The sequence below is a fragment of the Aliiglaciecola litoralis genome, from assembly GCF_039523355.1.
Taxonomy (GTDB): Bacteria; Pseudomonadota; Gammaproteobacteria; order Enterobacterales; family Alteromonadaceae; genus Aliiglaciecola; species Aliiglaciecola litoralis.
The window spans coordinates 85397-97803 of the sequence record NZ_BAAAFD010000006.1 but is presented as its reverse complement, the minus strand read 5'-3'; the positions used below and the strand labels follow the sequence as shown (position 1 = coordinate 97803).

General features: G+C 43.2%; 13 protein-coding genes and 1 tRNA gene. 7 read left to right on the top strand and 7 right to left on the bottom strand.

Annotated elements, in window-relative coordinates:
- Positions 1 to 10: 10 nt before the first annotated feature.
- A complete protein-coding gene (locus ABD036_RS11585) occupies positions 11 to 892 on the bottom strand; it encodes a LysR family transcriptional regulator (protein ID WP_343860059.1) in 882 nt (293 codons plus the stop codon).
- Between the two features lie 120 nt (positions 893 to 1012).
- Here ABD036_RS11585 and ABD036_RS11580 point away from each other — a divergent pair, with 120 nt between their 5' ends.
- The 4 genes from ABD036_RS11580 to ABD036_RS11565 all read left to right on the top strand — a co-directional run bounded on the left by ABD036_RS11580 (position 1013) and on the right by ABD036_RS11565 (position 4887).
- A complete protein-coding gene (locus tag ABD036_RS11580; RefSeq protein WP_343860057.1) occupies positions 1013 to 1726 on the top strand; it encodes a CoA transferase subunit A in 714 nt (237 codons plus the stop codon).
- Complete coding sequence (locus ABD036_RS11575) at positions 1726 to 2382, top strand: CoA transferase subunit B (protein WP_343860056.1); 657 nt, start codon at positions 1726 to 1728, stop codon at positions 2380 to 2382. The genes ABD036_RS11580 and ABD036_RS11575 overlap by 1 nt, the downstream gene beginning before the upstream one ends.
- Positions 2383 to 2461: 79 nt before the next feature.
- Positions 2462 to 3565, top strand: coding sequence for a tetratricopeptide repeat protein (locus ABD036_RS11570; protein ID WP_343860055.1), 1104 nt, complete (start codon positions 2462 to 2464; stop codon positions 3563 to 3565).
- An 8-nt stretch (positions 3566 to 3573) separates the two neighbouring features.
- Complete coding sequence (locus tag ABD036_RS11565) at positions 3574 to 4887, top strand: DEAD/DEAH box helicase (protein WP_343860310.1); 1314 nt, start codon at positions 3574 to 3576, stop codon at positions 4885 to 4887.
- A gap of 132 nt (positions 4888 to 5019) precedes the next feature.
- Here ABD036_RS11565 and ABD036_RS11560 read toward each other — a convergent pair whose 3' ends face one another.
- From ABD036_RS11560 to ABD036_RS11550, 3 genes are all read right to left on the bottom strand, one after another.
- Complete coding sequence (locus tag ABD036_RS11560; protein ID WP_343860053.1) at positions 5020 to 5268, bottom strand: EF-hand domain-containing protein; 249 nt, start codon at positions 5266 to 5268, stop codon at positions 5020 to 5022.
- Positions 5269 to 5326: 58 nt separating this feature from the next.
- On the bottom strand, positions 5327 to 6319 hold the full coding sequence (gene trhO, locus ABD036_RS11555) for an oxygen-dependent tRNA uridine(34) hydroxylase TrhO (RefSeq protein WP_343860051.1): 993 nt from the start codon (positions 6317 to 6319) through the stop codon (positions 5327 to 5329).
- A gap of 137 nt (positions 6320 to 6456) precedes the next feature.
- On the bottom strand, positions 6457 to 6951 hold the full coding sequence (locus ABD036_RS11550; RefSeq protein ID WP_343860049.1) for a VC2046/SO_2500 family protein: 495 nt from the start codon (positions 6949 to 6951) through the stop codon (positions 6457 to 6459).
- Between the two features lie 101 nt (positions 6952 to 7052).
- Here ABD036_RS11550 and ABD036_RS11545 point away from each other — a divergent pair.
- A tRNA-Tyr gene (locus ABD036_RS11545) sits at positions 7053 to 7137 on the top strand.
- A gap of 830 nt (positions 7138 to 7967) precedes the next feature.
- Entirely contained in the window at positions 7968 to 8276 is a 309-nt protein-coding gene (locus ABD036_RS11540; RefSeq protein ID WP_343860047.1) for a hypothetical protein, read from the top strand.
- 4 nt (positions 8277 to 8280) lie between these two features.
- Here the strand turns inward: ABD036_RS11540 and ABD036_RS11535 are convergent, their stop codons facing one another.
- Both ABD036_RS11535 and ABD036_RS11530 read right to left on the bottom strand, forming a co-directional pair.
- Positions 8281 to 9204 carry a DMT family transporter gene (locus ABD036_RS11535; RefSeq protein WP_343860045.1) on the bottom strand — a complete coding sequence of 308 codons (924 nt, stop codon included), beginning with the start codon at positions 9202 to 9204 and terminating at the stop codon, positions 8281 to 8283.
- Positions 9205 to 9235: 31 nt separating this feature from the next.
- Positions 9236 to 10084 (bottom strand): DUF6279 family lipoprotein, encoded by an 849-nt coding sequence (locus tag ABD036_RS11530; RefSeq protein ID WP_343860044.1) that lies wholly within the window; start codon positions 10082 to 10084, stop codon positions 9236 to 9238.
- A gap of 198 nt (positions 10085 to 10282) precedes the next feature.
- Between ABD036_RS11530 and ABD036_RS11525 the strand changes: the two genes are divergently transcribed.
- Positions 10283 to 11281: an ATP-dependent 6-phosphofructokinase gene (locus ABD036_RS11525; RefSeq protein ID WP_343860043.1), complete on the top strand. Its 999-nt coding sequence runs from the start codon at positions 10283 to 10285 to the stop codon at positions 11279 to 11281.
- Positions 11282 to 11307: 26 nt separating this feature from the next.
- Here ABD036_RS11525 and ABD036_RS11520 read toward each other — a convergent pair whose 3' ends face one another.
- Entirely contained in the window at positions 11308 to 12387 is a 1080-nt protein-coding gene (locus ABD036_RS11520) for an efflux RND transporter periplasmic adaptor subunit (RefSeq protein WP_343860042.1), read from the bottom strand.
- Positions 12388 to 12407: the final 20 nt, after the last annotated feature.

Below are 12407 nucleotides of genomic sequence, written 5' to 3'. Positions count from 1 at the left end.
TTTAAAATCTTTAGGTTTTAACAATAAGCGTATCCCAAAGTGCTTGAGCGGGCACAGACAGTGATTTTCTTGAGGTTTTTATCATACCTACCTTTTTTCTCAAATTAGCGCCACTAATAGGCCTACAGACTAAATCGTTGTGACTGAATTGCTGTTTACAGATCCCCGGAACGACAGATATCCCCATGTCATGCTTAACCAATTCTCCTAAGGTTGAGAGTTGATTCGCTTCAGTCACTATATCAAGCGTTAACCCTCTTTCCGCTGTAAATGCATCTATCCATTGGCGAATTGACGAACCACGGTTCATTGCCACAAAACGATGAGCCGCAAGTTGTTTCCAGTTTAACTGCTTATTTTTCGATAACGGGTGATGACTCGACATAACGGCAATAAATTCGTTATCCATCAAAGGAAAGAACGCTAACCCCTGCAATAATTCGGTCTCAAAAGTAAAGCCAATTTCAGCTCTGCCCTCGCGCACCAGACCAATCACATCTTCCATCACAACATCTTCTATGCTGATATTAATCCCCTGCCAGTGTTGTTGAAATGACTTTAGAATGCCCGGAAGTAAACTGCTAGCGAATGACGGCATTGCGGCGAGGGTTAATTTACCGCGTTTCATAGCAAACAGCTCTTGCATGTCTTTAACACCGGTATCCCAGTCATGCACAAGTCGTCTTGCAATTGGAACAAATTCAATGCCTTCTCGACTCAGCGCAACTTTGCGGGTAGAACGTGAAAAAAGCTTGCCGCCTAAAACCTGCTCCATTTTCTTAATTGCACTGGATAGTGCGGGCTGTGAGAGATGAATTTTCTCAGCTGCCTCAGCAAAGGTGTTTGATTGTGCTAGCGTTAAAAACGCATTGAGTTGTTTATACGAAATCATGCCGCGTTATTATTCCATTAAATTTATTAATATCCATATTAATTCAATTTTACTTTAATTCAATAAGCGCTAATACTAATTCGAATATCTATCTCAGTTAACACACTATAAGAGGTTACTATGAGCGGGTTTAATAAAGTCGTTACTAGCTATGAACAAGCGATGCAGGGTCTAACCGATGGCATGACCATAATCGCCGGTGGATTTGGTTTATGCGGCATTCCAGAAGGTCTGATCGCTCAGATCAAAAAGATGCGCACAAAAGATTTAACCGTGGTTTCGAATAACTGCGGAGTTGATGGTTTCGGCTTGGGCTTACTGTTGGAAGACAAACAGATTAAGAAAATGATCTCTTCTTATGTCGGTGAGAATGCCTTATTCGAACAACAACTGCTCAACGGTGAGTTGGAAGTAGAGTTAACACCACAAGGTACCCTAGCTGAAAAAATGCGCGCTGGCGGTGCAGGTATACCGGCATTTTACACCGCGACGGGTTATGGAACTCCCGTTGGCGAAGGCAAGGAAGTGAAAGAATTTAATGGTCGTCCATACATCCTAGAAGAATCTATCACCGGCGATTTTGCAATTGTCAAAGCGTGGAAAGCTGACATCTTTGGTAACTGTGTTTACCGTCATACTGCGCAAAACTTTAATCCAATGGCGGCTACCGCGGGTAAAATCACGGTTGTTGAGGTGGAAGAGATTGTGCCTCCAGGCGCAATTCCACCAAGTGAAATTCATACCCCAGGTATCTACGTAAACCGAATTATTCAGGGCACTTTTGAAAAACGTATTGAACGTAAAGTGTTAGCTAAAGAACAAGGAGAAGCCTAATGGCCTTGACTCGAGATCAAATAGCGATGCGCGTTGCCAGTGAATTTAAAGATGGCGACTATATCAATTTAGGTATCGGCATACCGACATTAGCCGCCAGTTATGTACCTGAAGACATTGCGGTCATGTTGCAATCTGAAAACGGGTTACTAGGGATGGGCCCCTATCCCACCGAAGAACAGCTTGATGCTGATATGATCAACGCAGGTAAAGAAACAGTTACCGCAGTCACCGGAGCCTCTATCTTCAGCTCCGCAGAGAGTTTCGCCATGATCCGCGGCGGCCACGTTGACTTTACCGTACTGGGTGCATTCGAAGTTGATACGCAAGGCAATATTGCATCATGGATGATACCTGGAAAGCTGATCAAAGGCATGGGCGGCGCCATGGACTTAGTTGCTGGCGCTAAAAATATTATTGTTACCATGACGCACGCTGACAAACACGGAAACTCAAAATTACTTGAAAAGTGCACACTCCCTTTGACTGGCGTTAATTGTATTAACAAGATCATCACTGATTTAGCAGTCATAGAAGTGAAAGATGGCGCATTCCACCTCGTCGAAATTGCGCCAGATGTGAGTATTGATGAAGTAAAACAAAAAACGGCTGGAAAGTTGATCGTCCCTGAAAACGTACCAACCATGCAGTTTTAAAAATTAGACGTTTGTCTAGTTGCAAATTCCCTTTGATCATTTACACTGCTCCGGTGTTCAGTTTTTCGCCGGAGTAGTCGTGTTAAAGGGACTTTTCATTTTGTTTTTCATGTGCGTATTTATGCCCATGAGTAACGCCCATTACCAACATGGCTTGTCCTTTGAAAATGTTGATCTCACGCTAAAAGAAGCACAAGACCACTTGGTGGTGTTGCCCGAAAAATCCCTTACTATCCTCGATAAAAATAGCCATAAAATTACGGTTGCTAATGACGAGCAACAGGCTCAATGGCACTTTATTGCAATGTTAGCAGCGGTTAGTGTCGCTGACCTAGACAGATTGCATGCAGCGTTGATTTCCTTTGAGCCCTTATCAAACACGGAATATTATCAAGCTCATCTAGATCAGATACTAAGCGCTCTAGGTATTTGGTTTAGACGCTCAGGTTACCTAAATGACGCTAAGGCCAGTTACCTGTGCAGTTTAGAAAAAAGTTCCACCGAACACAGTAAATTGCGCGCATTACTTAACTTAGGCGTGGTTGAACGCAACCTTAACCATTTCGCGCAAGCGAAAGAAATAAACCTAATTGCGTTGGATATTGCAACTAACATCGAATCAGAGACCTACATTGCGGTGCTACAAAATAATTTGGGGATCTTGGCAATATCAGAAAAACGCTATATGGATGCGAGTGCACATTTCACCAAGGCACTGGAATTAAACGAAAAGTTGAACCGTCGTTCTGGTGAGCTGATAAGTTCGATGAATTTACTGTTGGCTTTTCTCTATCAGGACAACTCACTGTATTTCGAGAGAATGGTAGACCGTGCCCAGCGTAAATTACTGCTGTCTCCGGACGATACGGCCAGAGAGTCTTATCTCAATATACTCAAAGCAATTAACAGCGCTAGAACTATACCCAGTTCGTTGGAGCAATCGCGCCAAGTGATTTTAGCCAATATAGAGCGAGTTAATGATAAGGGAATTCAGTTATTACTTACGCCACTTATTAACCAACTTGGTGTACAATATAACATTCAACAACAACAATCCCTCGATACAATTTATCAAGGGCCATTGCTAGAGCAATTTTCTATGTGCAACTGGCAATTAAATTCCGATAACGCAAACATGCAAGCCATTATAGGTACGTTTGCTGAGTCTCTGTTTCAGGATTAAGCGTGACCATACCATTTACCGATCTACCGCTAGACCATCGAATTCTCAAAGCGCTAAGTGTGAAAGGGTTCGAAAACGCCACCGAGATACAATCCTTAGCTATTGGCCACGCTCTGCTTGGCAAAGACTTATTAGCCTCTTCTAAAACTGGCTCAGGAAAAACGCTGGCCTTCTTAGCGCCAGCATTGCACCGTGTTTTAAAAACAAAGCCGCTGAGTCGAAAAGATCCCAGGGTATTGGTGCTGGCACCGACGCGCGAATTAGCGAAACAAGTGTTTTTACAGTTAAAATGGTTAATCGCTGGGCAAAAAATATCGGCTGCTTTGATCTTAGGTGGCGAAAACTTTAATGATCAAGTCAAAGCCCTTAAGCATAGTCCGCAGTTTGTTGTCGGTACGGCAGGCAGGGTTGCGGATCACGTAAAAGGTAAAAGCTTGTACCTTAACGGGTTGGAGTTACTTATTCTCGATGAAGCTGACCGCATGCTAGATTTAGGGTTTGCCGATGAATTAAAGCTGATTGATCATTGTGCTGATCATCGTAAACGTCAAACCATGATGTTCTCTGCAACCCTAGATTCTGCCGAACTTCATTATCTCACAGAGCGCATGTTAAAAGCGCCTCAGCGTATCAGTGTTGGTCAAGCCAACGCCCAACACTTAGATATAGAGCAGCAGTTTTTCCTCGCGGACCATCTTGATCACAAAATACAGTTGCTGATGAAATTACTGTCAATGGCAGATAATAAACAAACCATCGTCTTTACTGCGACGCGCGAAGACACTGACAAGTTAGCCGAGCAACTTATTCAAGCCAACTATGACAGCGTGGCCTTAAGCGCCAGTTTAACGCAGTCTCAACGTAGCAACATTATGAATGCCTTTAGTCGTGGACAACATCAGGTGTTAGTGACCACAGATGTTGCATCACGTGGGTTAGATTTATTAAAAGTTGAATGGGTTATTAATTTTGATATGCCCAAGCATGCAGATGAATATGTGCATCGAATAGGTCGAACTGGACGTGCGGGTAATCAAGGACATGCGGCTTCATTAGTTGGTCCTAAAGACTGGCAAAGTTTCATTCAAGTAAAGCAGTTTTTATCGCAAAACATTGTTTTTAATGAATTTACTGGTCTTGAAGGGAAGTTTAAGGGGATTAAAGCAAGTCCACAAAAAGTGAAAAAAGCGCCAGCAAAAGCGATTAAAAACGCGCCTAAGAAGCAACTTAGTTCAGCACCTAAGAAACGCATAAGAAGCCAAGAAGGTGTCGAAGTAGGTGAAGCGCCGATGCTTAAAAAGCCACGCCAAAAAGATGTGTAGATAACCTAAAATACGAGGCTCTTTTTTAGAAAAGGATAGCACATCCTCTGCTAATTCGGTGCAAACAGGTAATTATTGCGAGAACAATAATTACCTCATCGAATAAGAGTTATTTAATGAAATCGTAGTTAACTAGTATTCCCACCACGCTTCTTGCCACCAGTTTAGAAACTCTTCAAAGTCGATATAACCGTCGTTATTCTCATCAATTAATGAAAAGCCTTCTTGAACATGGCTAGCTTTAGTCTTAGGTGACAAAATAGTTAGTAATTCAATAAATTCCGGTAAATCTATTTGGCCATTATTATCGTGATCAAAATAATCGAATTCTTTACGGATTTCAGCAATCTTGCTTTCATCCATCTGTGTTTTATCAGTCATATTTAAATCTTACTTAATACATTGAACGAAGAGTTTACCGTTTAATCTGTGCTTCTGTCTATGCCGATTTGCCTGCTTCGATACGTCGTTTTCTGCGTTCTGCCGCTTTTTGTTGACGACGCAGTTTAGTTGCCTTCCTTGCTTCGCTACCGACATGCTCTTCATTACGCTGGCGAGCTAAATTTACCTGTTTTTCACGTTCTCTAAAACGAGCGATTTGTTCATCTGTGTGCTTACCAAAACATTTTGGACAACTTACCCCAGGCTCGTATTGTTCACTGGCTTTGTCTTCTGCAGTAATAGGCAAACGACAAGCATAACAAGCCTCGTAATGACTCTTCTTTAACTCGTGGTCGACCGCAACGCGATTATCAAAGACAAAGCAGTCACCTTTCCAAAGAGTCTCTTCTACAGGCACTTCTTCCAAGTATTTGAGGATACCGCCCTCTAGATGATAAACCTCATCAAACCCCTGCTCTTTTAAATAAGCTGTCGATTTTTCACAGCGAATACCGCCTGTACAGAACATGGCAACTTTTTTATGTTGTTGCGGGTTCAGATTTTCTGCCACGTATTGAGGAAACTCACGAAACGACTCGGTATTTGGATTGATCGCATTCTCAAAAGTACCAATTTCAATCTCATAATTATTTCGAGTATCAATCACGGTAACCTCAGGATCAGCAATCAACGCATTCCAATCTTTAGGTTTTACATAAGTGCCGACGGTTTTCTGTGGATCTATGCCCTCAACGCCCATGGTGACTATTTCTTTTTTCAATTTCACCTTGGTTCGATAAAAGGGCTGGGTGTCGTCGAGCGATTCTTTTACTGAGATAGGATTGATTCGAGGATCTTGATTTAGATAGTCAATCAGCTGTTCGATTGCCTCTCTTGTACCCGAAATAGTGCCATTGATACCTTCATTAGCAAGTAACAAGGTACCTTTTATATTGTGTTTCTCTAATACGTCAAGCAGCGGCTGACGCATTTCTTGGTAATTTTCAAGCGCAACAAATTTGTACATTGCGCAGACAATGAATTTAGACATTAGATCCTCTTTTGCGAATTGGAACGTAAAACCAAAGCAATTTTGCGGCGCGCAGTATACCAAAATGTGCAGATCATGCAAAAACAGAGGCTAGTTCAGAGTTAACACGCTTGTTGGAGCAAGGAAAGTGTTGCGGCTTAGACAAACGTCGCAGCTAAGCTATCACGCTTTTCAAGAACGTCGAATAATTGAGTAACGTCTACTTTTAGGTCTTTATCAGCAGGCTGTTTCAAACGAGATTGGGTATAAAAGTCGCAATTAGCTAATACCTCTTCATCAATTCGTTTAGCGTCATTAAAAATAGACAAGGGTTGTGGGTGCATGGTTTGAAATAATTTGCCGTCTGACGGATGACGAGCGAAAAGCTGGCTATTTCGTATGGCATTTTGCCAGTCATCTTTGCGTGCGCTAAGCGCAGGTCTTGGATAATCGGAGACGAGTTCAGCTTTATCTTGTTGCGGTTCTTCGCTAGCAATTAGTTTGGGCCGCTCAAGCACATCAGATTCGAGCATAGACAACAACAGCGCAAAAGCCCTACCCTGACTAGCAGCACGATTAATCTGACCGGACCATTCCAGATCGCTGACTGCAATAGTGCTCTCTATCGGCTCTAACGTATCGCTAGCAGACACAGTTATTCCTCTTAATTACCTTTCTTTTTATCGATTGTTGCAGATAATTCTTTAATCCTATTTACACTTGGGTTTTTTCTGCTAGTATACGCGCCTCTTTCGGAGGGGTACCCAAGCGGTCAACGGGAGCAGACTGTAAATCTGCCGGCTCAGCCTTCGCAGGTTCGAATCCTGCCCCCTCCACCATTTTTCTTCTTTCACTGACCGGTGAAAGTATACTTCAATATTTAAATTTCCTTGTGGGGCTGGACGAGAAGCTGCGACCCGCAGTTCGATGAAGTCGTCCCCAAACGTTGTTATTGGGGAACCTTGTAAAGGGCGCTTCCTGTTAAAGATGCCTGTCCACTTTAAACGCTCAATTAAAGACTCTATGACTTCCAACCAGATCTCAGCCCAAGAGCGTTGCTGAGATGACGGCATGAAGCGGTTTTACATGCCTGTCCACGTTAGTTCGACCCGCAGTTCGACGAAGTCGTCCCCAAACGTTGTTATTGGGGACCGTGTAAAGGGCGCTTCCTGTTAAAGATGCCTGTCCACTTTAAACGCACTTTAAACGCTCAATTAAAGACTCTATGACTTCCAACCAGATCTCAGCCCAAGAGCTTTGCTGAGATGACGGCATGAAGCGGTTATTGCTGAGATGACGGCATGAAGCGGTTATTGCTGAGATGACGGCATGAAGCGGTTATTGCTGAGATGACGGCATGAAGCGGTTTTACATGCCTGTCCACGTTAGTTCGACAAAAGCGGTTTTACATGCCTGTCCACGTTAGTTCGACGAAGTCGTCCCCGAACGTTGTTATTGGGGACCTTGTAAAGGGCGCTTCCTGTTAAAGATGCCTGTCCACTTTAAACGCTCTTGCTGAGATGACGGAGGAACATTGCTTCCGAGCTACAATGAGGTTTCAATTCTCTTCAATCGTAATCTTCGATAGCTTTTTTACCCCGAGTCCGCTATGTTTGATTTACGTGAACACATTAATTGATGTTCCAATTGGCGGCAGACAGAGAAGTACATGAGTAAATCCCCTCCCCACAATAGATTAATGCGTAGTGCGATTGTCAGTGTCACCGTTGTCGCATTGCATGGTTGCGCCAGTAACGAAAATCCGTGTGAACAGATCCTTGAAGTAAAACAACAACATCAAGATTGTGAGCGGCTACGTAAAACCATGAGTAAAACCGACTATCCGCAACAAGCACTAACGGCAAAATTACGTTATGAGGAAGCCTGTACCAACTTGCGGTATTATCGGGACGAGTTCGACACCATCTGTAAAAATGACGGCACTGCTATTGGCGAGACTCGTAAAAAAGAACAGTAAACACTTAGGCTTTCGCTGGTACTATTTTCTTCTGCTTTGCCAGCGCCGTTGTCATAGAGCCAATAACGACACAGCAAGCCCCTAGAATAACCACCCAATCAAGTTTGATCATTGCAAACTGCTCAGGTAAGAGTCGCTCTGCGATTGCGACACTAATAAACGTAAACACAGGGCCTGAAGCCACCACTGCACTGACCTTAGACGCACTCCAAATATTTAACGCTTCGGTAAAACAGCCATAAGCAATGACCGTATTTAAGCAGCAAAATATTAACGCAAAGGTTTGGATGCGATTGATATTCACCAGGTTTGTAAGATCGATAAAGGGCGTTAACACCACAATGCCAATACAATAGATCAGTAACGTCAGTTGCTTCGAGGTAAAGGAACGCAATAATACCTTTTGCAATAGCGCATACCCAACCCAAGATACGGCAGCAAATACAACTAATAAAATCCCGGTGTTGTAAGCAGATTCAGTGGATAGTAACGAACTCAATTTAGGACTGAAAAACAGGCCTAAGCCAAGAAATAAGCACGCGGCACCTGCCAGTTCTAACCGTTTAAATTGTTCTTTGTAGAAGACAACGCCCCCAACCATCAATAAAATAGGCGCGATTTGCATTACCACTTGCACGGTTTCTGGATTGACGTATTCCAGACTTTTGACGTTGGCAACATAATTAGCCACTAGTGCTAAGGAAGCGACCAGTAAGATCAATTGCGCCCGAGGTAGCTGTCGCCATATGTTGGGCAAGGCGCCTTTTAACAACAAAAAAACGAACACGAACACGGCGGCAAAAACAAACCTAACCCAAGTAATACTCATACTATCGAGAACTTGCAGGCTAATCTGTAAAAACACCGGCAGAATACCCCACAACACAGCTGTGACTAAAGATAATAAAAAGCCATCCCATCGATTCAACGTAGGTTATCCAAGCAAAATGAACGTGGCGTCAATCTTCAATTAAGTCATCGATATCGTCAATCAAATCATCAATTTCTTTAAATACTTTTTTCTTTTGCTTAGTCGTTAGACTAGCCGTCAACTCTGCCAACATATTGGCAAATACTGCTTGATTGTGCTCATTAGCAAGTAAGTAATCCGAACTTCGATATTTATCGGGCTTTGCCATTAATTCAGTGAGTTGTTGCGGAAAATCGTCTAGTTGATGTCTTGCTAACATCAGGCTCTTTGTGGCTGACTGCATGTTTCTACGATAGACAATCCACTCTTCAAACGTAGATCGAAATTGATCCACGTGATCATTTATTATGGCAACCTGCTGACTCGTTAGTTTACCCGTCCAGCTTTTAATTTGTTTTTGCGTGTCCTCTTTATTGTCTTGAATTCGCTCTTCTAGCGAATCTTCATTGCGCTGCTCAATTCGCTCTTTATTGTTTTTCTCAAGCTCTTCAAAAAGCGCGATTATTTGTTGATCCGTTAATTGAATGGCCAACACAGATAGCTCAGGCATGATTTGGTCACGAAAACGGTGCCAATGCTCACTGCCACGCAGTAAATGTTGTGTCCATTGTTCGCTCGTCATGCTGCCTTCTTGCAACAGTGCTTTTATATCCACTAGGTGCTGACGATACTCGACTAATTCGTTGCTACGATGCCATGCATGCCATTTGTCGACCTTGGAGTCGAGAAACGACTTTTGCTGTTTATCTAGTTCGATGAAATCATCTACATACCAATACAACATCCAATCAATGTTGTTATAAGCAAACTTTGATGAACATCCCGAAACGAAGAACAACAAGGTCGACAATAACAAGATAATAATGCGTTTTTGCATAGCTTTTGCTCGTTTCATAAAAAAACTAGTCTGCACTTTAGCCATTAAGGACACAATAGGTGTTAATCATTTCTTACATCTTTCACACTAGGGTTCAGCAACCTCTAACAATCTAAATATTCCCTATAAAGCTATATTCAACAACGTATTACACTGCTAGTCTATAAGCTTAAATAAGCGGGGTTCTGGAGAGCGTAGATGCGTAAAATAGCAATGTTAACATCCGGCGGAGATGCCCCTGGAATGAACGCATGTATCCGCGCGATTGTATTGACAAGCTTACGCTACGGACTTGAAGTTTATGGTTATAAACACGGTTATAACGGACTACTTGAACAGGAATATTTGAATCTGCGCGCCAGTAATGTCACCAATATTATTCAGCGTGGCGGAACCATACTCCGAAGTGCACGTTGTTTAACGTTCATGTCAGATGACGCTGCTCGCTTAGCGGCTAAAAATCTTGATGCATTAGGAATAGAAGCATTACTGGTGATTGGCGGGGATGGCTCTTTTCGCGGGGCACACCATTTGAGTCAACATTGGCAAGGGCAAGTAATTGGATTGCCGGGCACTATTGATAACGATATATATGGTACGGATGCCACCATTGGCTATTATACGGCAATCGAAACAGCCCTTGATTCCATAGATAAAGTTCGTGATACCGCGGACGCGTTTGAACGTATTTTCTTAATTGAGGTGATGGGCAGAAATGCCGGATTTATAGGATTAAATGCGGCGATAGCATCTGGCGCTGATCAAGTTATGGTGCCAGAATTAACTCGCAGCTGTGAAGATGAACTAAAAAATATCATTGATCACATTGACGCAGTGAAACGTCGGCGTGGCAATAACAGCTATATTGTCGTTATTACTGAAAACCTATGGCCTCAAGGCGTCACACAATTAGCTCAGACCTTAACGGAAGAAACTGAAATAGAATGTCGTCCAGTGATTTTGGGGCATGTGCAACGAGGCGGCTCGCCAGTTTCACAAGATCGCGTGTTAGCTACTAAAATGGGCGCTTATGCCGTTGAAGCTGCATTAGAGGGTAAATCCGGAGTGATGGTGGCTGAGGTGAATCAGCAGTTATCTTGTTGCCCGCTAGAAACAAGTTGGCAAACGCAAAAAGCCTTAGACCCTTATTTAGTGAAAATTCAACAGGACCTGTTTGATTTACTCAAACGGCCCTGATCATGAGTTGATGGTGTGATGCTAATCTATATGTTTGCCAGTTGCTGAGTTGGCTCTGCATATCGTATTTTTTGCCCTTCTGAGAGTCGCTCTGCTCCACGGGTAATCACCGGCGATTGTGCATTAATATCGCCAACAACTTCTATTCTGTCCCCCATGCCAATACCGGTTTTTACTGCTATTTGTTTTGCCGTATTGTTATCAGTAACCTGATAAACAAATGCACCTGACTTACGCAACACTAAAGCGTCTCTAGGAACGGTTAATCCTTGATGGGACTCACTGTGTGGCAATGCCACTCGCACTGCTGAGCCAATCGCAAAGTCCCCCGGCTGCAACTGCACACGAATTTCCATCATTCTCGAACGGCTATTGCCCACAGGCACAATAGTACGGATAGGATGCGAACTTTGTTTATCTCCGGAGCGAACCATCACTGTTAAGCCGTGTTGAATAAAAGGAACGGCCGAGAGTGGTGCTTTGATACTGGCTTCGACATTGGCCATATCGACTATTCTCAGTAGTGATTGCCCAACCGCAATGTATTCGCCTGGGCTTTGGATGCGCTCTACCACCATAGCTTTGAAAGGTGCCTTTATTTCACTTTGTGCCAATTTATATTCGGTTAGTCTTTTATCCACCTTAGCTTGATTTAATTCTTGCTGGGCAATTTCAAGCTCAGCCACAACCTCGTCCAATTGATCTTTAGACGTATTGGCTTGCTCTGCCATACTGCTAAAGCGCTTTTGTTTACGGCTTAACAAGTTAACTCTTGCCTCCCAAATAGCGATGTTAGCTTGATTTTGCTCGTAATCGAGTTGCAACATATGGTCGTCTACTTTGGCTAGCACATCGCCTGCCTCGACCAAATCTCCAACATCGGCTAACCAGGTTATTCTACCTGGCACTTCACTGGCCAAACTTGAATCAGTGCGACTCACGACCGTGCCGGGCACCCATATTTGCTGAGCTATTAATTCAGTGCGAACGGCTTCAGCTTCAACTAGCGCAGCGGGCGGCTCTTGCGGCGCCTGTTGGGCTAAGCTGTTAAAACTTACTGCGATAATGGCAACTACAACGGTGGCATTAATTAATCTATGTCTCATGTTAAATCCCTGACTTTTCA

What these genes read in the sequence shown, in the direction of transcription:
- ABD036_RS11585 (WP_343860059.1), bottom strand. Translation starts at nt 892, where the DNA reads ATGATTTCGTATAAACAACTCAATGCGTTTTTAACGCTAGCACAATCA.
- ABD036_RS11580 (WP_343860057.1), top strand. Translation starts at nt 1,013, where the DNA reads ATGAGCGGGTTTAATAAAGTCGTTACTAGCTATGAACAAGCGATGCAG.
- ABD036_RS11575 (WP_343860056.1), top strand. Translation starts at nt 1,726, where the DNA reads ATGGCCTTGACTCGAGATCAAATAGCGATGCGCGTTGCCAGTGAATTT.
- ABD036_RS11560 (WP_343860053.1), bottom strand. Translation starts at nt 5,268, where the DNA reads ATGACTGATAAAACACAGATGGATGAAAGCAAGATTGCTGAAATCCGT.
- trhO (WP_343860051.1), bottom strand. Translation starts at nt 6,319, where the DNA reads ATGTCTAAATTCATTGTCTGCGCAATGTACAAATTTGTTGCGCTTGAA.
- ABD036_RS11540 (WP_343860047.1), top strand. Translation starts at nt 7,968, where the DNA reads ATGAGTAAATCCCCTCCCCACAATAGATTAATGCGTAGTGCGATTGTC.
- ABD036_RS11530 (WP_343860044.1), bottom strand. Translation starts at nt 10,084, where the DNA reads ATGCAAAAACGCATTATTATCTTGTTATTGTCGACCTTGTTGTTCTTC.
- ABD036_RS11525 (WP_343860043.1), top strand. Translation starts at nt 10,283, where the DNA reads ATGCGTAAAATAGCAATGTTAACATCCGGCGGAGATGCCCCTGGAATG.
- ABD036_RS11520 (WP_343860042.1), bottom strand. Translation starts at nt 12,387, where the DNA reads ATGAGACATAGATTAATTAATGCCACCGTTGTAGTTGCCATTATCGCA.